The sequence below is a fragment of the Mesorhizobium sp. ESP7-2 genome, assembly GCF_020164715.1.
Taxonomy (GTDB): domain Bacteria; phylum Pseudomonadota; class Alphaproteobacteria; order Rhizobiales; family Rhizobiaceae; genus Mesorhizobium.
On sequence record NZ_JAIUGQ010000026.1, the window covers coordinates 58,340 to 78,801 of the forward strand.

The following is a 20,462-nucleotide window of genomic DNA, read 5'->3' on the forward strand; positions in this document are numbered from 1 at the left end:
CGCCGCGTGTCGCGTTGAGTTCGGCCCTCGGAAAATCAGTTCTGCGCCCCTGAAGTGGACATTCGAGAGTCACCTCGCTCTGTGGAACACCCTCGACAACCGTGTGGCGCGGGCCTAGCATGGGCTTAACGGGCGGAGACCGGCAATGCTCAGTCGGCGCGACTTATTCTCACGGTTTCTTCGGGGTCTCGGAGCCATATCGGTTATCAATTTCGGGGCGGTTGCTTCCGCACTCGCCGGCTCGCGACCCCGGTTGCGCGTTGGAGCTGCCCTCCAGGCACCTGTGTCCTGGGCCGAGGACTGCTCATTCGTCGTCGGCGTTCGTTCGAGCCTGCAAAATTCGGATGATCCGATGTCGCCAAACAATGTGCGGACCGCACTCTGCCCGTTGTGCAACAGCTATGTCCACATCACTGCGACCGAGGCGACACGCGTCCAGTCACCAATAGCTTAGGGCTTCGTAGCGATTGGATCTTGCCTGGCAACGCTGTAGTCACTCGGCTTATCGCTCCCCGGAAGCTTGCCAGGAATAAGCGCAGACGGATCGAAAAGGGCGCTCTTGTCGGGCTTTGGAATTCCGTACACCAGCAAGCCCGAAACGTGTGCGGCTGCAAATGAGGTTCCCGAGCAAACGTTTGTCTGGCCATTCGGGTTCGCGACGTTGCCCGGCCATAGCGATCGGATCTTCACGCCGGGCGCAGCGAAATCAGGCGGTCCTATCTGGATGCCGCTAGTCATGTCGATGTTGCCGTTTCCATAAGCGGAAAAGTTCCAGAACACGTCCGTCTTCTTCACCGCAGAAACGGTGATCACTGCGCCAGTCGGAGTGCCAGTGGAAGGAAACCGGTATCCGCCAACACGAGCGGGAGAGATGGTCTGCACGTATCCCGAACCGCCAATGACGTCCGTATTTCCGGCAGCAACCGAAACAAAAAGCTGCTTGCTTTGCGCAAGATCCCGCAGAAGGGCTTCAATCTTCGATTCCGGACTGGGCTCTGTCGTTCCAGACGTAGCCCCGGGTACATACAGCGGATTGTAATAGGCTCCAAAGCTCACGTTCACAACATCGCCTGCGGCGGCGTATGTCTTGACATACTGAAGGGCCGTGAGCGCATTGCTTAACAGGTCGACCGGATATGATGCGGTAAATATTCGCAGCGCGCGTATCTTGATCCCCGGAGCCACTCCAATCAGTTCTAGATTGTTTCCTTTTTTTGCGCCGATTATCCCGGCCACCATGGTTCCGTGTCCGATTGGATCGGTGGCCGTTTCGGAAACGCAACTCGTTGTGCAAAGTCGCTGCTCGACGATCTGCAATTCGTTGGCGATATCTGACCCAGGGCCGACGCCGCTGTCGACAATCCAAACGGTTTTCGTCAGCGCGCTCGCATCCTCAGGACTGGGGTTGACCCGCTTGATGTTCTTAGGGAGAGACTCCGTAGTGGAGATGGCTTTTTGATCGTCTTCGTCCCCGCACTCGGAGCCCATGCCGAAAATCAGCGAATTTGAGCTGATCTCGCCTATTTCGAGGATTTTCTCTTCAGCCACCCGAGCGCGCGCGGTCGCGGCTGATATGGGAAGTGTGAGCGCGCTGAGCGAATACAGATTGCCTACGTTATCGGAGAAATACTTATCCCCTCCGTTTTGACCGATGAAGGCTTCCCCGAGAATTGTTCGCGCTATCTGGTTGACGTCAGCCTCGGTGTAATCCTTTCCGCTTTTGAGCCATATGATTGACGTGTTGTCAGCCTTGGCCTGCATCTCGGAAATCACGTTGCCAGGGATAGGCTCCAGCGGGGTCGCGCCAGATGACTCCTCACCTGCGTTCGCAAGCGGCGCGTTTGCAAGGATCAGGCATGCGACGAACAGAGTCGGTAAGCAGCGCATGCCAAACTCCCACCGGGCCGATTGCCCAAGTCGCCAATTCGCAATAGAGTAATTTGAAAAGGTGGGCGTGGCAATAATGTCTCACCGTCCTTGCCCGATTTCTCAAGCGGCGGCTTGGGAGACATTTCAGCGGGTTGCTCGTTTGACGGGCTCATGGTGTCTGCCGGTTACAGATAGGGGGATTTGATGGCACGGGCCAGGGCAAAGCGTAATCGGCAGCAGACGGAAATCGCGCAGGCCATAATCGCGGAGTGGTTTCGAGTACTGCCGGAAAGTTCCGGGTTCATCGGAGCCATGGACGACTACTCACTCACTGCGGCCTTTAATGACATTCTTGACAGGCCAGCACTGGCCATAATCGATGATCCGACCGTCGTGAAGATAGTCGTGCCGCTGCCCCCGGCGGGCATTGCAACGCGTGACCAACTCAGGGACTACCTTGCACGCAATCAGGATTTCGTTGTCGGAATGAGCGCGGCAGCCCTCTTCGGCTGCGGTCGATAGAGCGCGGATACCCTGTGAGACCGGCTTCTATCTGGGAAGGCCGGCCTTCTCCATGTCTCTCGCGAACGCGGCCAGCAGGGCTTCATCCGCAAATGGCCTGCCGTGCGACCACTCCGTCACCGTGAATTTCGGGTCTAGGTCCAGCATACGGCTCGCCGCCCGAAGCGCTTCACTGACCTTGTCCTGACGTACCAACGCGACCGTTAAAGCAAGCCACGCTCTAACGTAACCGGGATGCGATGCGACGACCTCGCGGCAAATCAGTTCAGCCTCTTTGGCTCTCCCCACCGCCAGATTGGAGAGTGCAAGATTGGCCGATATCCAAGGCGAGACATGGTGGCTCAGCGAAGCGGCGCGATTATAGGCCCGAATGGCGGCAGGGTAGTTGCCGAGCAGATCCATGAGCGCGCCCTGGTATCCTACGATTTCTGGACTGTGACCCGCGATCGCGACGGCATCATCCATGGCCCGCTGCGCCTCCTGAGGCTTCCGCTGAAGCAATCGCAAGAATGCCAGCAGAGCCAGCACGTCCGAATGGCCGGCGTCAATGCGCGAGGCACGCTCGTATAGAAGTTGGGCCTCTTGGATCGCTTCCTGGTCGTTCTCTGCCCAGCCCAGACGCACCTCGTCGAGATAGCAGAACCCGAAAGCCACCAGGGCGCACAGGTAGGTGGGATCCATGGTCAGTGCACTGGAATAGAACTCCTTCGCCCGCCGATGCCCCTCCCGTGTGTATCGGCGCTCCTCGTCATGACCTCGCTGAAAGGTCTCCCACGCCAAACCACTGCGTGTTCCACGTTTCCAAATCTGCGCCTGTTCCCCGTCGGTCAGCGCCAATTGCAAGGCAGATACGACTTCCGAGGCAATCTGGTCCTGGGCATCGAAGCTGTCGCGAAGATCGTAGTCATATCGCTCGGCCCAGATGGTCGCGCCGTCAGACACCGAAATCAGCCGAGGCATGATCCGGAGATGCTGGCCCCGCGTGCTGATGCTCGATCGCAAGACATAATGGGCCTTGCCTCGCACCACGGCGGTCGTATCTCGAACCGAGATCGAATTGGTGAGCCGCGCCAAGACAAGATGAATCTCATCTTGCAGAGATGACGCGACGAACCGCGCCGATTGCGAGTCGTCTTGCGGCTCAAACGGTTGAATTTCAACAATCGGCTTTACAATATTCTCTCTATATTGCTGAATGTCCTTTAGAAAGTCTGAGTTATACTCCTCCGATTTGGAACTTGCAACACGGTATATGCTAATGCTCTCGCTAATATTCTTCAGGCGCTTAGAACCAATACTTTCGGTAACCACTGAAAACCCATCAGGAAATCGCCGAACGACCTCGTCGGACATAAGTATCTGGCCGGGCGCCGCTACTCCCTGAATGCGGGACGCAACGTTGACTGCATGTCCATAGATGTCGCCATCGATTTCAAAAACCTCTCCGAACGCAATTCCAACCCGCCAGCGACTATCTTGCAGCCTATTTTCGAGAAGCGCTGATTGTGCTGCTATGCCAGCAACCGCTGCATCCGAAGCAGACTCGAAAGCTGCCAAGACGAAGTCACCCGGAGTTGAAACTATCCGTCCGCCATTTGCCTTGAGCGCCTTCACAAACGCGTTGCGCGACATGACGAGATTACGGACGCCCGTCTCGGGGTTCCGGAAGACGGACTCGCTGTATCCGACCATGTCACCGGCCAGGATGAAGAGTTCTTTCCGCGTCTCGGCCACGATCGTATCGGACGCCGTGGGCTGGGCCAGAGTTCCACCCGAGGCGGCCTCGCCAGATACTATCGTTTGCACGTCAGCCCGAATTGTTGGTTATGTTGCACCGCAGAAGTCATCCTACCTACAAATCGGCGTGTTAGCCAGTTGGAATGCAGCTTCGGCATGGCCGGGACATCGCCGGCGAAGCTCCACATGAGGTCGCGAAAGGCGCAGAGGTTCCCTTTGCTCACGTTCGCCAGCCCGCCTGCAGTACTGCCGCTGCCCACGGGATGTCCCTTTCACGTCGCCGCCGCCGTATTGGCACCGGACCACACCGGCCGCCGACGCCTGGTTTCTGGGCGCGCCCGGACCGCAGACGGGGCCTTCAATCGGACGGTGATGGAAGGCATCGAGCGCAGCAGTGCCGTATATACCGGCCGCGAACAGGTCGTCGTGGCCACTTTCGATGAGATCCAAGGTTCGGCAATAGATCCTCGGGACCTCTTGAAGTATTCGCCCCGACAGTTGGACCATGCGGAGGTTTGGAACTCCAGCGCTGATCGAGACCAATGGATCCCCGGGCCTTTCAACACTGGGCGAGCGATATCATGGTTGGAGATCGAGCATGTCTCAACAGGAAATCGAGGATATGCGCCGGCAGCGTATTGTCTGCTTTCATACCCGAATTGTTACGATATCGGATTTTGTTTGGCAGACAGTTCGGGGCTTGCCGCTGGCCTAAATAGAGAAGAGGCGACGCTACGTGCGGTTCTCGAGCTTGTTGAACGCGATGCGGTATCCATATGGTGGTATAATCGCCTTAAATTGCCGGAAGTCACGATACCGCAAAGTCAGGAAGAGTTGGTGAGGTTGTTTCGTAGCTGGTTGCGGACACTTCGTCGGAAGCTTCATTTGATTGACCTGACCAATGATCTTGAGATCCCGGTTGTCGCCGCGCTGGCATACGGCGAGGATGGCAAAGGATTCTGGTTTGGTTCCGCTGCTGGCCCGGATCTGCATCAGGCCATTGAGGGTGCTCTGGGAGAGGTCTGCCAGTTCATGCTTTCCGCCAATTTCGCACGGCCGATGTCTGCCGCCAGGCAGGCGATCCCACCGAATTTCGTCGCTTGGGCTGCTGCCGCGTCGTTGCGACGAAACCGCCATTTGACGCCCTCAGGTCGGCTTGACCATCGCCGTGAGCACGCCGGGCCGGAGGACGTTCTTGGCAAACTCAGGTCAAAGGCCGTTGACCTGTTCGTTGTGTGCTTGTCCCGCGACGATGCGCCAACCGTCGTCCGCGTCCTCGCACCTGCGCTTCGCCCGATTTGGCCCCGATACGCCGAGGGCCGGCTGTTCGAGGTTCCGGTAGCCATGGGCGCGCGCAAGAGACCTATTTCAGAATCGGACCTTAATCCGACGGCTATTTTGTACTGACCTCGGCCCGCGTTGTCTAGGAGTTCACCGGCTTTGGACAGGTCACGCACTCGGACCGTCAGCGTGTTGCTCACTTGGTAGCGACGAGTTTCGTCTTTTGCTTGCCCATGAGTGGTTCACGGAAGGGCGCGTGACTTGCCGGACCCAAAGGCGCTGCTCGCTGGGCGCCGAATAGCTGCTCGGGCGGCCCCTTTTCCTCGATCAGCCCGTTGTAGAGATTAGACGACGTGGCTCGCTACCCCAATGCGTTGGGCATCCATCCACACCGCCTCGGCGGGCTCGCGCGTCGAGAAGAGGTAGTTTTCGTCCCAGACCGGCGTCTTTGGCATGCAACAGCCACAGGTTGTTGGTGCCCCTTGCGAAGCTGGCGGGCGGGGTGCGGGGCAGCCGCCGCGACGACCGGAATGCCGCCCAGCGGGTCGGACAACTGGCGTAGAGGATGTGCGAGGATCGGCAGACTGTCTAGCTGCCGCCTCCAAATCGTGGTCAGTTCGAATAAGAAAGCGTGGCAAACCCGCCCGTGCCGATAACGCTCGTTGCCCATGCCCGGGGGCGTCGGAGGAAGAGAAGCGAGGATACGAAAACGTCGCGTTTGCCAAGGCCGCCGATTCTCAGCCCTCTATCATTTTCGCCGGCTCCAACTCTATCGACGCCTTCACCGCACGCAGATCTGCCAGCATGTTCGTTGTTCCTGATCGTATTTGAACGACTCGAAAACGCTGATTGAGCTTTTGATTATGTGCTCCGACATCTCAGTAAGGTTGCGCTGCACAGTCAGCAGCTTAACGTACCGACCAGCCCTGGCGTGCAGCGCATCGTTCGCCGCGCACTCACCGCCATGGTTGCGCACGAGCGAAGCGAACTGCTTCATGCAGTAGGTGTGCAGACGGTCCAAAGCCGCCTGGGGCTTCTTTGAATCGAGATCACGACGGATCGCCGCAATCAGCTCGTCCAGTGTCTGACTTGGCTCGAACGCCTCAAATACTGATGAGTCAAATGTGATCGGGCGCGCCTTCAAAGATCGCGACAACGGAAAAGTAGTTATCTCTGATGCCGACGCTCGGCCACGACAAGGACTCGCGATATTCCCAAAGCTCGCGCAGCAACTTCGCAACTACTCCCGCAGGCGCCTTTTCGATGAACGATCGGAGCCGCTTCGCCTTGGACCTTCCCCTGGCGTCGAAATGGTTCGTAATGGAAGTATCTATACTCATCACTTCGAAGAAGAAGTCTGCAAATGTTCGGTCGCTGAAATCGAGGACATGGCCAGCATCCATAGCGAGTGCCTTTTCGAACGGATCGCGTAGGCGCCTTGGTATCCACTGCTCGTAGGTGCGGGACATCATCGATGATGCGTAGGCGGGGCTGCGACCGCTTGCAAGGTTGCCTCTGCCTGCTCGTGACGCGCCGCGAATCCCGGTATCGACCGAATGCCGAAGATGGAGCCCTGGCCACGGCAAGAGGGATCGCGAACGTCGTGTTTGCCGGACGGCGGTATGTGAAGCCCTCCTTCAAGCGTTTGCCAAGCGGAGGTGTTAAACGCCCGCCATCTCCCACGAATCCTCGCTTAAGGGGCAAGGTCTGCGATCTGACTGCGTCTTCATCAGCAGAGCGTCTCACACGCCACGCCGTCGCCGTCCCGGTCCAGCTTTCCGCCCCATGAGCAGTTCTGCAGATACCATTGGGCTTCGTCGCACGAACCGATCTGCTTGCACGTCCGCCGCGGCTCGCACGAATAGCCGCTCTGCGCGACAAGCTTGCGGCTGACGATGCCGAGCGGCTGGCGCGACGGCGCCGCGCCGTCGGCGTGCTCCGCGCGCCACTCCCAAGGCGCCTGAAACTTGCCAGCCCACACACCTACCTTGGCCGCCCCGGCCGTTGCCCGTTGGGCGGCGTAGGCGCCATGGCTGTAGCGCGGCCAATCCAGAGCCTGGCCGTGCTCGACCATCCAGGCGGCGACGCTGGCGCCATCAGCGCGCCAGCACTCCCCGACGAAGCGGTGATAGCGGTCCCAATCGACAAAGGTGCATTGCACCGGCTTGGAGGCTGCCAGGAAGCTGTCGAGCGCTTCGGCCGACCGCCGGCCACATGGATATTCGAATCCCCTGGCGTCGTCGCAATACTGCCGGCTCTCGGGCGCGTCGATGCCGTTGAAGCGGATACGCTGCCCGTGGATCTCGATCGTGTCGCCGTCGATCACCGACGCCACGCCGGCGATCAGTTCCGGCTTCGGCTCGAGCAAGTTCGACAGGTTGAGCTCCGGCAAACGGTCGCTGTGCTGCAGGAGCGTCTGCGCGGCCAATGCGCCGGCCGCAGTAACCGTGACAACGATCAGGCGAAGCGGGACGTTCGCCCATCTGCGTGCGCGCGAGCGCCTGGCGCCAGTTCGCCTTCGCCACTGATCAGACCGGTTGTCGTACCGATTTTTGTCCACGCCCCATGCTCCCCAAGGGGCAGAATGCGTCCGTCGCGACGAAGAGTCCAGAAGTGCCCAACCGGAGCGGAACATTGACCTATGCTGGTTGATGCCAGTGTACTCCAGAGCCTTGCCCGCCAGGTCCCACCCTGGCGGGCTTTTTATTGCGGGCTGGAACATGTGTCACAGACAAAGGTTTGGGAGCGGGCCGCTTTACACTCCCGGCGGTCCTCCCTTTGTGACCTGCCCGCTGGCTCCGGCCGGCGGGCTTTTTAGTGTTCGGGTCGGGAACAGCTCGACTAGTCGCAAGTTCGGGCGAAGGCGGCGCGGCGCGTCCGGTCTTTTCGCGACGATGGCCGGCCCGCGCCCTCCTTTGCGGGGGGCGCGGGCCTCAGTGGAACATGTGTCGCAGACAGATGTTCGGGAGCTGGCCGTCTACTCCGGGCGGCCCTCCACTCTGTCAGCTGCCCGCTGGCTCGGGCCGGCGGGCTTTTTGTTGCCGCAACATTCCGCACGCGGACAGCTTAGTTTCGTATACCTGTCGCGACGGCCCATGCCGTCTCCGAGTTCGGTTTTCGAACCTCCGTCTCGCTGAACCCGACACCTTGCAGAGCAGCTGTGATCTCGTCCGGATCACGTGGGGTGAAGATATCTGCTGGCATGTTCATCCGGTCCATATGCGCCTTGGGAAGGAAGCCCAAAACGATTCGCCCGCCAGGCCTGAGAACTCGTGCCAACTCAGCAGATCCGGCTTTCAGGCTTTGCCAGAAGTATACTGTGTGGACGCTGAGGGCTTTGTCGAATGTCGCATCCCGCAAGGGCAGCTTTTCAACCGCTCCGACGTGAAACTCGGCGCGTCCGGCGCGCACCACATTGGCAAACCGGCGAGCGGCGGCGCTCACCACATCAGGGGAGCGATCAACACCGCAGACGAATGACGCACCACGGACAAGGCCCGGCACTGCTGCGCCGCCGCCGAAACCGACTTCCAACACTCGATCCTCAGGAACCAGCTGCAATTGATCGAGAGCGAAGTTGTTCAGCCGGGCGTTGCCCCGGTTCATACCCTCTCGGATGAGCCAGCCGACGATACCAGCCGGCCAGGAAAGCTGTTTTGCTATGAACCTTGGCGCCATCTCATTTCCCAACCCATTCTGTCGTTGAGCCGCTGGCTCCGGCCGGCGGGCTTTTTGCGTTTTAGGGACCCTTGACGACTTCGGGCTTCAGCCGCTCATGCCTCGGCTGCTCGTGCCACATCGCCTGACGCAGATCGTGCATATCGACCGGCTGTCCGCAGATGGGGCAATTGTAGACATCTTGCTCGTCGGCGGCATCTGATTCACGCTCGTGCCCCACGATCGGTGAGCCGAGATCGGAGAGTTTCGTCCAATCTTCTGGACGCTCGTCAGGTCCGGCCAAGCTGTATTCGTATACGGCAGCCTGGTCTTCATCGACCACCCGGAACCAATGATCCTGTCGTGTCCTCGGCAAGACCCTTTGACCCGCCGTCGCTTCGGCGGCCTTCCTGGGATCGTTCTCCACGACGGTGCCAGATGACACGACCGTCTCGCCGTAAATCTCTTCCACCTGGTACTTCGTCATCGTCGCCTCAATCCGATGGTGTGGTGGGGAACGTGATGCGCCTTGCTTTGTTGCATCAGGCATTTGCAGTTTCGGAACAATTTTAGCTAAAGCTAATTGAATCACCGGCAGCCGGTATTGACTGCTGCTGACCAAAGTCCCTTCAAGACCTTGGTCGGCCCGCGCCAGGGGGTGTGGGCAGGCGCGGGCCATGGTTTTCAGAGGCTGGCAATGAGCACGCGCGGCATCAATTTCCTGGACCAGTGGATCGCGAGGAATCTTTCAGGGCTCGCAAGCTCCGACGTGATTTCGGTTGCTGAGGCAATCCAGAGGCTTTTTGCGGAGGCGAAGGCGATCGGAATCAGTAGCACCGAAATCGAAGAAGAGACCGGCAGCGTTTATGAGACGGTATTCGATGCCATCGTGCATCATGACGATGGGTTTCCGGAATGACGCTCAGGGCATGCGTTTGAAGTTCATCGATCCGCTGATGCCGACCTTGGTTGAGAAGCCTCCCGAGGGCGAAGGATGGATTCACGAGGTCAAGTTCGACGGCTACCGTTCGCAGATCATCAAGGATGACGGCGGTGTGCGGATCTTCACGCGGCGCGGACTCGACTGGACGGCCAAATACCGAGACCTCGCCAAAGCCGCCGCTGACCTCGATGTCGAAAGCGCCATCATTGACGGCGAGATCATCGTGTTGAACGAGGCCGGGCTGTCGGACTTCGGCGCACTGCGCAAGGCAATCACCAACCGGCAGCATGACCTGTATTTCGTTGCCTTCGACCTGTTGCACGTCAACGGCTACGATCTTCGCGACATGCCGCTGGAGGACCGGCGCGAGATCCTTGCCGAGATGATCCCCGAGGGGCGGCGCATCCAATTCAGCCAGGCGCTACCGGGCGAGGCGAGCGCCATCTTCCACCTGATCGACCTGGCCGGCATGGAAGGCATGGTCTCGAAGCGACGCGACAGCAAATATCGCAGCGGCCCGTCGACGAACTGGCTGAAAGCGAAATGCTATACGGTCGAGGAGTACGAGCTGCTAGGCGTTGAACGAGAACCCGGCAAGCCAGCTTTCGCCCTGATGGCCGATCGCAAGACGGGCCAATATGTCGGCTCCGCATTCATCAATTCCAGCCGGGCAATCCGCGATCGGCTGTGGAAACGTGTTCAGGAGCACGCAGGCCTGGCGCCGAAGGGCATGAAGCGGCCGGCGACGCAATGGGTGAAGCCCGGGATTATCGGCCGCGTGAAGCACTTGCGCGGCGAAGAGGATTTGCGGCACGCCTCGTTGCAGGATTTTCGGGAAGAGGATTAACATATGTAAGTGACCTCACGAGGCGGGGCACAGACGGTGATGTGTGCGTGTTGAGGATCATCCATAATGTCGGACAAAGGGAATGGCGGTGGCCCGTTCGAGGCCGCCATGGTTGCGGTTATGGCATTGGCGGCACTCGGAATTGCCGTGATCTTCGGGACGGCAGCATTGTGGCCCGGATAACTTTGCAGCCTATGCTTCGGTGTTCGGCAAATGCCCTCAGCTACGATGTCACTCCTGCCGATTTCTCGGGCCGTCACATCGGACGTCGAGCACATCATCAAGCTCTCACAGGAATACGACGCTCTGACACCTGATCCAGCAACGCTCTTAGCTGGTTGCCGGCTGATGGTCATCGCGAGTTGGGCTTTAATGCCAACCTATGTCACCGTCACCGAGGGGGATCTCATCTTTCAACAGCTGGCCGATGTCATGGAAGATCCAAGCGACAGCGGGGGTGTCGAAGGGAACCTTTGCCAAGATAAAGCCGGCAACAAGCACCGTGACTCTTTTGATCTCGTCTGGGATTCCCCTTATTGGCGAGCCATCATCTCGGTAAACGCCTTTTCGTGGCCACGAAAGCGATTGACTCTTAGTGACCCGTTTTCCCTTGAACGGTAAAGTGTCGAGGAATTCAGTTGCATGCGCCAAGGCTTCTTTGCGTTCACTCTCGGTGGCGCTCTCCCAAGCCGCCACCGCTACGCTCGGGAGGGAGTTGTCCCATTTCTTGTTCGCCATTTCGAACCTCCGCCGGAGGGGGGTGAGAATGCCGTTGAGTGCTCGTCCTTAAGGCTTTTTCTCCGGCTCTCTGTCGCGATGGTGAAATTTGCACAGCACGACATATTCCGGTTCTCCGGCCAAACCATGTGAGATTGGATCAGGCAGAGTGAGGATTTGATCGCTGAAATCACAGAGCGTTACTATTATGCTGGGCAGGTCCCGTGCGCTGGTATATGGCGACATCGCCATCTTGGCAATTCTCGACGCCGGAGAGCATCGCGCCCAGGGCGAGCATATCGCATGCCCGTTCGGCGCGCGCTTCTATTGTCGCCGTCGGCTCAACTTTAGGCGTAGCAGGTGCCGGCACATCAGCCGGCTTCAGCGCGTCATAGCAGGCCACCCTATCGGCACCAGTCCATTGATGGGACGAATCCGCGACGCCAGATGAGGTTGCTGCCTTAGCCAGCCCGTGTCCCTGCGGGTGAGCGCGAGAGAAATTCGCAGCATGTCCACCTCCCATGAAGTGTAGAACCCGCGCCGCCTCTCGCGCCATTGCACATACCAGTCCCAGACAGAGGGGAAGACGAGCAGGGCAAAGGTCAAATGCTGCGTCGGAACGCCATAGCAGCGTGCCGGTCCGTGCGGGTGCGCGGCCAACGCACCGTACATCAACCCGAGATGCTCGACCTTCTGCGATGCCGTCTCCTCGCCCCAAACGCCGTTGCGCTGCAAACCGAACGCAGTAAGCGTCGCAGTCTTGAAGCGGATCAGATCCGCCATTTCCATCGCAAGCACAGGTGGGTCGATGACGCCGGACATCAGGTCGGGGTCGATGAACTGGGCGCCACCATCGTCCTGTTGCTCGCGCTGAACTCGATAGCCGTCATTTGCAGCATCCGACTGACCATAGGTGATACCGGGGAAACGGATGGCGTAACGCTGTTTCAACGCGGCCGCCTGGAATTTCCGGTAATCAGTTGACCCGCTGATAATCACGCGCCGAACCCATTCCAGTCAGGCAAGTGCCACGCAAGCCGACGGCGTTCAGCCGAGCCGATGTCATCGAGAATGTGGCCGGAGGCGGAGCGCGTCTGAAGCGGGAGTTTCGCTTTAAAATACCCCGACGAAAGACGATACGACGCTCGCTCCGAGCTAGTACTTCCATGCTCGCCACGCTGCGCGGCGATTTTGATCCCTGGAGCCAGTGACGAATTGTCGAGCGGTCTAGACTCTCGTCGTCTCGCACAACAGCACGATGGAGATGCCAATAACTGTCGCCATGGCGGCGCATCTGGAAATCCAGCGCCGCCTGGAAGCTCGGGTGATCAAGCGCTTCCTCGAAAAGAGGTTGTGGGAACTCGTCGATAGCGCGCGGTTTTTTTGCCGGTCGACCGCTACTGCAGGCCGCCTCCCGGACCGCTCGAGCTTTTTTTGACGACTTGGAGCTGGCGCCTTCCCTGCCGGCGGTTGCGGACGTTCCCGCTCATGACGCTGCGGTTTAGTGTTGTGACGGCCCGCGATGGTCGCCCGCTTCGGCGCAGCTTTCGCATTTCGAACGATGGCGTCCAATGCTGGTTCGATTGCGGTCCGGGCAGATCGCAACATTTCACCGTCGAGGTCGCAACAAATGCCACCAGCTACACCACCCAGAGGGACACGATCCCGCTGAATGCATGGTCGACTGATGATCCTTGCACCAGATATGGCAGCATCGGCATAGGTCCCACGACGTTCCATCGCTCTTTGAATGAGTGTTTTCGGAAAAGTCGCGCTTCGAACTGGTTGTCGGACGAATACGGGCGCACAGCGAAACGCTACGGCGCTCTCGTCGTACTGGCGACGGCATTGATGTAGAAATCGAGCATCGCTGCCAGCGAGGCTGGGTCTCGCCGCAGGCGACTGCGCAGGGCTGCGCCCTCCCAACAATTCACCAACAAGTCTGCCATCTCGTGCACGTCGCAGGCTGCCGGGACGTCGCCTTTCCGCTGCCCCTCGCTCAGGCACTTCGCGATCCGCTCGGAGACCGATGACAAGCACCAGTCGATCTTGCGCCGGAACACCTCGCTCACACCGGACAGTTCCTGTCCGAGCCCGCCCATGAGGCAGCCGAGATAACCCTCCTGTCGATAGCTTTCCTGGGTCCTATCAAAAAAGCGTCGGATGCGCGCGAGCGGGGGCAGCGCCTCGTCGAGCAGGCTTGCATCGAGGCCTGCGTGCACGCCGGCCATGTAGGTGTCCAATACCTGCAGGGCGAAATCCTCTTTGTCCCTGAAGTGATGATAGAACGATCCCTTGGGCGTATCCGTCGCGTCCAACAGGGCTTGAATTCCGAGGCCATTATAGCCTTGCTCCAGGAGCATTCTCAGTCCCGCCTGAATTAGGTGTTGCTTCGTTGAATGCATCAGATCAGGAACCTAGCTTTGCACGAAAACACGTTCGCGGCGCCCAAACCTCTCCGGTCGGGCGTCGCGAATGGGGGCACAAATCAGTTTGGTCAAGCGTGGCCGCTCACCTTGTCGATCATGTGATTGATTACATGGGTATGTTCGTGCTGCGGACTGAACATCACGATCTCCGCATCGGCGTCCACCTTCACGTTGTGCCCAGGCGGCCAGTAGAACAGGTCATTCGCAGCAACTGTCTCCTTGTTCCCAGACACGTCGGTGGTCGTAATCTGTCCCTTCAACACAAAGCCCCAGTGGGGACACTGGCAGGCATTGCCGTGGAGTCCCTGAAAAAGGGGCGTCGTGTCGACGCCAGTTGCGAGACTGAAGTACTCGCCACTGATTTTTCCGTATCCGGTGACGTCGCCGAACCCGGTCCGCTGACGAATGACGGCACCAGGAAGCTCCAGCTTTTTGTCCACTTCATCTTTGGCAACACGCATAACTGCTCCTCCATAATGAGCGCCTAGACCGTTCAGTCTAGACTACTCGGTCCATTTGTCAACCCGGGCAAGCGGACGAACCTAACGACGCGGCCTGGCCGATCGGACCTGCCGCGATCACAACAATGAATTGCTCATTTCTATACCTCCCCGGCGAGATGATCCTCGTCGCGGACATGCACCATCCAATAGACGTCTCGGCCATCGAGCGATCGGCCGGCGTCGTGATGGGCCTGATCCATGCGGCCGGCGTCTCGCCGTCACACGCGCCGATCGAGGCTATCCTCAAGGTCGCTTTGGTACCGCCGTCGCGTTGGAGGAATTCGGTAACGTAATCGCTTAGGGAGGCGCGGGCGCGGCGCGATCATCCCTTCGCAAGGACATATCCCTGCTTCTGCCATGCCAACTAGGTTGATGCTGGAAACGTTGTGGGCAATCGCGGCCTCATCTCACATCATCGGTTCAGCTAAGCCCGCTCCGATGCTGCCACGCACAGCAGAAAAAGGGCTCAACGGAATGGCAGCTTTTGGCTTCATAACGAAGATGTCAGACGCTCAACCTGCCGGGTCGGAATCGGGAGGTGACCCGAATGAGTTCAATCACCGATCCCTCGTCGCAGTCACCTTCCACGAGCTGGAGCCAATCAAGATGCCGTCGGGCGTCCGGTACGGCTCCATGCGCGCCTTAGCACCATTTTACCCGCCATTAACATACGTGATTCCGCTGTATGCCGCTTCTGGTCTTTCCTTTGGGGAACGGAAAAACAATAGGTCGGGAACGACTGGGGAGCGCCAAAAATGGCAGGACGCTTACGGAACGGCGGCGGCCCGTTCGAGATAGCTATGGTCGTCGTCATGACTTCGGCGGCTATCGGGATCATCCTGGTGGCTGCCACGGCATTTGCCTGACACCCGGTGCCTAGGGCTGAGTGCTATTTTTTAGCAAAAGGGCTTCGCGCAATAGCGAGGGCAGACTGGCTGGACCTAGCAAGTCGATAAGCTCGCGTTCTTGGCTGAGGGTGATCCCGGTTTTGTCCGTGCTTTTCCTTGGCGACCTGGATGAGCATTTTCGATTCATCGAGTTCGTTCATGGCAAATGCGCCATGTCGAAAACGAAACGTAATCCTTGTGAAAGTAGCTCGCAAGCCAGCTTAGGTGAAATGGTACAAACCAGACAATTCGGCGATGCGGCCCGTCCTTAACCGAGGCTGGGTTTGTCAAATGTACAATCACCATTTTCGCTCGACCACGGCAAGAAGCGGAGAGCGACATCCTCGGGATCGACAGCCACGGATTTTCGGCCAGTTCGCGCCCGATCATTGTCATGGTGCCGCCGGGCCTTAGGCTGGCGTGCATGTTGCCGAGGCCGGCAACCGGATCTTCGAAGAACTTCATGCCGAAGCGTGAGAAGCGGAAGTCATGGATCGGTTCGAACGCATAGGTTTCCGCATCCGCTTCGAGAAAGACGACGTTGCGCATGCCCGCGCCTGCCGCTTCGTTGCGGCCATAGTCGAAAAAGGCCTCACAGCAGTCGAGCCCAATGACCGAGCCCGAAGGCCCAACAATGTGGGCAAGCTCCTACCACCCGTATGACCCGATGTTCCAAGCAGGGGTAGAGTACGAACCCAATCGGATCTCGGAAATGTTATCGATATCACGCGAGCTTAACAAGTGCAGCGATCAGGCGGCACGCAGAGATTCCAAGTGGCAAAGTTGTCGGGCACGCGTTCTCAAGCGACTGTGTCACCATGAGCCAAGACATGGGACGAACCGAGACCACCGGCGTCGGCTCGACCCGAAGGGACTTGGCTAACCATCCGTGCCACCTCCCGGCGTGCGTGCCCACAGGAATCGCATCGGCACGCCGGGCTTCTTGTTGCGGATCTCGGCGTCGTTCCGGCGCGCGATCGCAGCTTCCACGTCGACCAAGAAGGCCGGCCCATGCGAGACCGGCTCACCGTCACCCGCCCGGCCCGCTGTGATTCTCGTCTCGTGCTCCATGAGAGTACGAACATAAGTTAATCCTTGCATTGCGATCACTGAAAGGCTATTGTCGTATGATCATAATTCTAAATAGGAGCTCGTAATGACATCAATTTCGCAGGTTGCGCTCGTAACAGGCGCCACCTCAGGCATCGGCAAGGCCGCAGCGACCGCCTTGGCCGCCGCAGGTTTCCAGGTGATCGGAACCGGCCGCAACACCGCGCAACTCACCGCGCCTGCCGGGGTGACCTACCTCGACCTCGACGTGACCAGCGACGAATCCGTCGCCTCAGCGGTCAAGCAGGTGATCGACCGGTTCGGGCACATCGACGTCCTGGTCAACAACGCCGGCGTTGGGTCAACCGGCGCAGCCGAGGAGTTCTCGATCGCCCGGACGAAGGACATCTTCGACATCAACGTCTACGGCGTCATGCGCACGACCAAGGCGGTGCTGCCGCACATGCGCGCCCTAGGGCGCGGACGCATCATCAATGTCTCCTCCCTCAGCGGGTTCGTCCCCAGCCCGTTCATGGCCCTCTACGTCTCGACCAAGCACGCGGTCAATGGCTACTCCCAGTCGCTGGACCACGAGGTTCGCGAATACGGCGTCCGGGTCCTGCTCGTCGAGCCTGGCCCGATCAACACTCCGTTCGCAGGCCACAGCGTGGAGGCCGACATTCCCATGCCGCTCTATGCGGCGGGACGGCGCAACTACGACGAGCTGCTGGAGAAGAACCTCAGCAACGGCGACGACCCCGCCGTCGTCGCCAAGGTGATCGTCGCGGCGGCCACCGACCGGAACCCGAAACTACGGCGCACCGCCGGTACGACCGCCTGGACCATCAACGCGGTGTACCGCGTCGCCCCGGCCCGGATCTTCGACCGCGTCATCCGCAGGTTCAACCGGATGCCGACCTGATCGCCGCCGAGATCCACTAACCAGTCATACCCTATCCGGAGCGCAAGCCCGGCTGAGATGGAGGAACGCATGGTGCGTTACACGAAAGAACACAAGCAGGAGACGAGGCAGCGGATCATTGCGACGGCCGGTCGACGGCTCAAGCGGGACGGTATCGACGGCTCCGGAGTCGCGACACTCATGAAGGACGCGGACCTGACCAACGGCGCCTTCTACGCCCACTTCGAATCCAAGGACAGCCTCGTCGCGGAGGCAGTCGCCGACCAACTGCACACACTGCACGCCAACATCGTCGAACAGGCGGAGCCCGGCGTGGCCGGCCTTGAGCAGATCGTGCGCTGGTACCTATCGGCCCACCACCGTGACAACCTAGGCGACGGCTGCCCCAACGCTGCCTTGCTCGACGAGATCGGGCGCAGCCCAGATGCAATCAGGCAAGCGTACACCGACGGCGTGCTGGTCGTCATCGACGGCCTCGCCGCCCGCATCGCACCCGAAGATCCGCCCTCGGCCCGCGTGAAGGCGCTCAGCCTCCTCGGCCTCATGGCCGGGACGCTACAACTCTCCCGCGCCCTGACCGACCGGCAGCTTTCCGACGACCTCCTCGAGCAGGGTCTGCGCAACGCCCTGGCCCTCGTGGACACCGAGCTCTGACCATGACCCTCAGTTCCGCGACAAGCCCCCGCACACCCGGCACCTCGCCCTCGATCAGGCAGGGAAACACGATGACCGAGCTACCCTTCAACCCACAGCTGCCGGCCGCGCGGTTCCTTCCCCGCACCATCATCACCGCCGGAACGCTTCCCGCGCTCCGGGTCCTCACCAAGCTCACCAGGATCACTCGGCGGCCGGACGCGCAGATCGTGTCCGTGGACGCCGACGTGTCGGTACACATCTTCCGCCCGGCGTCGGCCCAGCCTCGGACCCCGGCCCTGTTGTGGATACACGGCGGCGGAATGGTGCTCGGCGACGCGGCCCAGGACAGCGGCTTCTGCCGCCGGATCGCCGATCAGCTCAACATCGTCGTCGTCTCGGTGGAGTACCGGCTGGCGCCCGAGCACCCGTTCCCGGCGCCGCTGGAAGACTGCTACACCGCGCTGCAATGGCTCGCCCGCCAACCCAACGTCGACCCCGCTCGTATTGCCATCGGCGGCGCCAGCGCCGGAGGCGGTCTGGCCGCGGCGTTGGCGCTGCTAGCGAAGGAACGCGGCGAGATCCGTCCGGTCCTGCAACTGCTGTCCTATCCAATGCTGGATGACCGGACTACAACCCGCACCGATATCGATCCGCGGCGGCTCCGCCTCTGGAGCCCGGCTAGCAACCGGTTCGGCTGGCGCTCCTACCTCGGCCCCGCCACCGCGGGAGGTAACGTGCCCCCGCTGGCCGCACCAGCCCGCTACGGCGACCTCTCCGGCCTGCCGCCCGCATGGATAGGCGTCGGCACCAATGACCTGTTCCACGACGAGGACGTCACATACGCCCGGCGGCTGCAGCAGGCCGGCGTCGCCAGTACCTTGCACGTAGTGCCCGGTGCCTACCACAACTTCGACTCCATTGAAGCGAAAGCCGCCATCTCCCAGGCCTTCGTCGAGGCCCAGACGACGGCACTTGACGAAGCACTCAACGGCGGCTGAACGGACGCACACGACAGGTCACCCCGCCCGCGGCTACCTCGCGCGGCTAACACGTTTTTGGAAGGCAACTGCCATGAAGGCTTTCGTCGTTGATAAGTACAGCAAGAAGGGCATTCTGCGGCTGGCAGAGATGCCGGAACCAGTTCTCCAGGACAATGATGTCTTGGTCGAGATTCATGCCGCAGGCCTCAACCCTCTAGATTCCAAAATCCGGGATGGGGAATTCAAACTCATTTTGCCCTATCACCCACCCTTCGTCCTGGGGCACGACGTAGCGGGAACCGTCGTGCGGGTTGGGTCAAAAGTCCGCAAGTACAAGCCGGGCGACGAAATCTATTCGCGGCCACGCGATGGCCGGATAGGTGGGTTGGCCGAATACATTGCCATCCACGAAGCCGACGTAGCGTTGAAGCCGAAAAATCTCACCATGGAGGAGGCCGCGTCCATTCCTCTGGTCGGCCTGACGGCTTGGCAGGTGCTGGTCGAAACGGCCAATCTGAATAAAGGCCAAAAAGTCTTCATCCAGGCCGGTTCCGGCGGAGTGGGCATGTTCGCTATCCAGCTTGCCAAGCATCTTGGCGCAACCGTCGCGACGACGGCGAGCGCGGCGGGCGCCGATCTTCTTAAAGCTCTCGGCGCCGACATCATCGTCGACTATAGGAAAGACGACTTCGAGAAAGTCTTGTCGGGCTACGACGTCGTCCTGAACAGTCAGGACGCAAAAACGCTTGAAAAATCCCTGAATGTGCTGAAACCGGGCGGCAAGCTCATTTCCATCTCCGGTCCGCCGGATCCCGAATTTGCCAAGGCACAGGGACTGAACTTGATGCTTAGGCTGGTGCTGCGCTTCCTCAGCCGCGGTATCCGGGCCAAAGCCAGACGGCGTGGCGTGAGCTATTCGTTCCTGTTCATGTGCGCACAGGGTGATCAGCTGAGCAAGATCACATCCCTCATCGAATCCGGCGTCATCCGCCCGGTTGCGGATCGGATCTTTCCATTTGAAGCGACCAATGAGGCTCTAGCTTATGTCGAGACAGGACGCGCCAAAGGCAAGGTCATCATTAAAATCGGCTAGCAACGCTGGCGCTGCGCGCCTTGAGGAGCTTGTCCTGCGAGCGGCCAATGATCACAAGTTCTGCGCCGCGAGCCAGGGCCGCAGCGGCGACGCCGACGCCGATGCCGGAGCTGCCGCCAACGACGACGATTTTCTCGCCGGTAAGCGATGCCACGGAGTTCTCCATCAAATTTGAGTGTGAATGAGAGTTAGGGCGGCTCAGCCGCGATAGGCGCGCGTCGTCGGCAACAAACGAGTAATGATCGATAATACGTGAGCAGAGAGACAGTGCCCCGCAAACTGCCATCCCTCACGACGCTGCCGTCCTTCGATGCAGCGGCACGTCATCTGAGCTTCACGAATGCGGCCGGTGAACTGAACCTGGCGCGTGGCGCGATCAGCAGGGTTGC

At 59.8% G+C, this 20,462-nt stretch carries 22 protein-coding genes; 9 read left to right on the forward strand and 13 right to left on the reverse strand.

Annotation, left to right across the window (positions count from 1 at the left end; genetic code table 11):
- Window positions 1-450: 450 nt before the first annotated feature.
- Window positions 451-1,887: a S8 family peptidase gene (locus LB543_RS22315; protein ID WP_224597537.1), complete on the reverse strand. Its 1,437-nt coding sequence runs from the start codon at window positions 1,885-1,887 to the stop codon at window positions 451-453.
- Between the two features lie 186 nt (window positions 1,888-2,073).
- Between LB543_RS22315 and LB543_RS22320 the strand changes: the two genes are divergently transcribed.
- Entirely contained in the window at window positions 2,074-2,391 is a 318-nt protein-coding gene (locus LB543_RS22320; RefSeq protein WP_224597539.1) for a hypothetical protein, read from the forward strand.
- A gap of 27 nt (window positions 2,392-2,418) precedes the next feature.
- Here LB543_RS22320 and LB543_RS22325 read toward each other — a convergent pair whose 3' ends face one another.
- Complete coding sequence (locus tag LB543_RS22325; RefSeq protein WP_224597541.1) at window positions 2,419-4,125, reverse strand: adenylate/guanylate cyclase domain-containing protein; 1,707 nt, start codon at window positions 4,123-4,125, stop codon at window positions 2,419-2,421.
- A gap of 189 nt (window positions 4,126-4,314) precedes the next feature.
- Here LB543_RS22325 and LB543_RS22330 point away from each other — a divergent pair, with 189 nt between their 5' ends.
- Window positions 4,315-5,535: a YcaO-like family protein gene (locus LB543_RS22330; protein ID WP_224597599.1), complete on the forward strand. Its 1,221-nt coding sequence runs from the start codon at window positions 4,315-4,317 to the stop codon at window positions 5,533-5,535.
- Window positions 5,536-6,190: 655 nt separating this feature from the next.
- On the opposite strand, the gene LB543_RS22335 is transcribed toward LB543_RS22330, so the two are convergent.
- The 5 genes from LB543_RS22335 to LB543_RS22355 all read right to left on the reverse strand — a co-directional run bounded on the left by LB543_RS22335 (window position 6,191) and on the right by LB543_RS22355 (window position 9,745).
- Window positions 6,191-6,553, reverse strand: coding sequence for a hypothetical protein (locus LB543_RS22335; protein ID WP_224597543.1), 363 nt, complete (start codon window positions 6,551-6,553; stop codon window positions 6,191-6,193).
- Complete coding sequence (locus LB543_RS22340; RefSeq protein ID WP_224597546.1) at window positions 6,528-6,878, reverse strand: hypothetical protein; 351 nt, start codon at window positions 6,876-6,878, stop codon at window positions 6,528-6,530. Before LB543_RS22340 ends, LB543_RS22335 begins: the two co-directional genes overlap by 26 nt.
- A 260-nt stretch (window positions 6,879-7,138) precedes the next feature.
- The gene (locus LB543_RS22345) at window positions 7,139-7,837 is read right to left on the reverse strand and encodes a thermonuclease family protein (protein WP_224597549.1); all 699 of its coding nucleotides are present in this window, start codon (window positions 7,835-7,837) and stop codon (window positions 7,139-7,141) included.
- 638 nt (window positions 7,838-8,475) lie between these two features.
- Window positions 8,476-9,087 (reverse strand): class I SAM-dependent methyltransferase, encoded by a 612-nt coding sequence (locus tag LB543_RS22350; protein WP_224615557.1) that lies wholly within the window; start codon window positions 9,085-9,087, stop codon window positions 8,476-8,478.
- A gap of 61 nt (window positions 9,088-9,148) precedes the next feature.
- A complete protein-coding gene (locus LB543_RS22355) occupies window positions 9,149-9,745 on the reverse strand; it encodes a hypothetical protein (protein WP_224615558.1) in 597 nt (198 codons plus the stop codon).
- An 18-nt stretch (window positions 9,746-9,763) separates the two neighbouring features.
- On the opposite strand from LB543_RS22355, the gene LB543_RS22360 reads away from it, so the two are divergent.
- Window positions 9,764-9,985, forward strand: a complete 222-nt coding sequence (locus LB543_RS22360; RefSeq protein WP_224615559.1) for a hypothetical protein — start codon at window positions 9,764-9,766, stop codon at window positions 9,983-9,985.
- Window positions 9,986-9,995: 10 nt separating this feature from the next.
- Entirely contained in the window at window positions 9,996-10,856 is an 861-nt protein-coding gene (locus LB543_RS22365) for an ATP-dependent DNA ligase (protein ID WP_224615560.1), read from the forward strand.
- 369 nt (window positions 10,857-11,225) lie between these two features.
- On the opposite strand, the gene LB543_RS22370 is transcribed toward LB543_RS22365, so the two are convergent.
- From LB543_RS22370 to LB543_RS22385, 4 genes are all read right to left on the reverse strand, one after another.
- Window positions 11,226-11,594: a DnaT-like ssDNA-binding protein gene (locus LB543_RS22370; protein ID WP_224597563.1), complete on the reverse strand. Its 369-nt coding sequence runs from the start codon at window positions 11,592-11,594 to the stop codon at window positions 11,226-11,228.
- Between the two features lie 360 nt (window positions 11,595-11,954).
- On the reverse strand, window positions 11,955-12,524 hold the full coding sequence (locus tag LB543_RS34185) for a hypothetical protein (RefSeq protein WP_411908776.1): 570 nt from the start codon (window positions 12,522-12,524) through the stop codon (window positions 11,955-11,957).
- An 866-nt stretch (window positions 12,525-13,390) separates the two neighbouring features.
- Window positions 13,391-13,978: a TetR/AcrR family transcriptional regulator gene (locus tag LB543_RS22380; protein WP_224597565.1), complete on the reverse strand. Its 588-nt coding sequence runs from the start codon at window positions 13,976-13,978 to the stop codon at window positions 13,391-13,393.
- Window positions 13,979-14,070: 92 nt separating this feature from the next.
- Complete coding sequence (locus LB543_RS22385) at window positions 14,071-14,463, reverse strand: hypothetical protein (RefSeq protein ID WP_224597566.1); 393 nt, start codon at window positions 14,461-14,463, stop codon at window positions 14,071-14,073.
- Window positions 14,464-14,621: 158 nt separating this feature from the next.
- Between LB543_RS22385 and LB543_RS22390 the strand changes: the two genes are divergently transcribed.
- Window positions 14,622-14,798, forward strand: a complete 177-nt coding sequence (locus LB543_RS22390) for a hypothetical protein (RefSeq protein ID WP_224597568.1) — start codon at window positions 14,622-14,624, stop codon at window positions 14,796-14,798.
- Between the two features lie 738 nt (window positions 14,799-15,536).
- Here LB543_RS22390 and LB543_RS22395 read toward each other — a convergent pair.
- A complete protein-coding gene (locus tag LB543_RS22395; protein ID WP_224597602.1) occupies window positions 15,537-16,028 on the reverse strand; it encodes a class I SAM-dependent methyltransferase in 492 nt (163 codons plus the stop codon).
- 520 nt (window positions 16,029-16,548) lie between these two features.
- Here LB543_RS22395 and LB543_RS22400 point away from each other — a divergent pair.
- From LB543_RS22400 to LB543_RS22415, 4 genes are all read left to right on the forward strand, one after another.
- Window positions 16,549-17,364, forward strand: a complete 816-nt coding sequence (locus LB543_RS22400; RefSeq protein ID WP_224597570.1) for an oxidoreductase — start codon at window positions 16,549-16,551, stop codon at window positions 17,362-17,364.
- A gap of 69 nt (window positions 17,365-17,433) precedes the next feature.
- Window positions 17,434-18,018 carry a TetR/AcrR family transcriptional regulator gene (locus tag LB543_RS22405; RefSeq protein WP_224597571.1) on the forward strand — a complete coding sequence of 195 codons (585 nt, stop codon included), beginning with the start codon at window positions 17,434-17,436 and terminating at the stop codon, window positions 18,016-18,018.
- A 71-nt stretch (window positions 18,019-18,089) separates the two neighbouring features.
- Complete coding sequence (locus tag LB543_RS22410) at window positions 18,090-18,998, forward strand: alpha/beta hydrolase (protein ID WP_224597572.1); 909 nt, start codon at window positions 18,090-18,092, stop codon at window positions 18,996-18,998.
- 73 nt (window positions 18,999-19,071) lie between these two features.
- Entirely contained in the window at window positions 19,072-20,073 is a 1,002-nt protein-coding gene (locus LB543_RS22415; RefSeq protein ID WP_224597573.1) for an NADP-dependent oxidoreductase, read from the forward strand.
- Here the strand turns inward: LB543_RS22415 and LB543_RS22420 are convergent.
- Window positions 20,060-20,227, reverse strand: a complete 168-nt coding sequence (locus LB543_RS22420; RefSeq protein WP_224597575.1) for an SDR family NAD(P)-dependent oxidoreductase — start codon at window positions 20,225-20,227, stop codon at window positions 20,060-20,062. The two genes, LB543_RS22415 and LB543_RS22420, sit on opposite strands and share 14 nt — an antisense overlap.
- Window positions 20,228-20,462 lie beyond the last annotated feature (235 nt).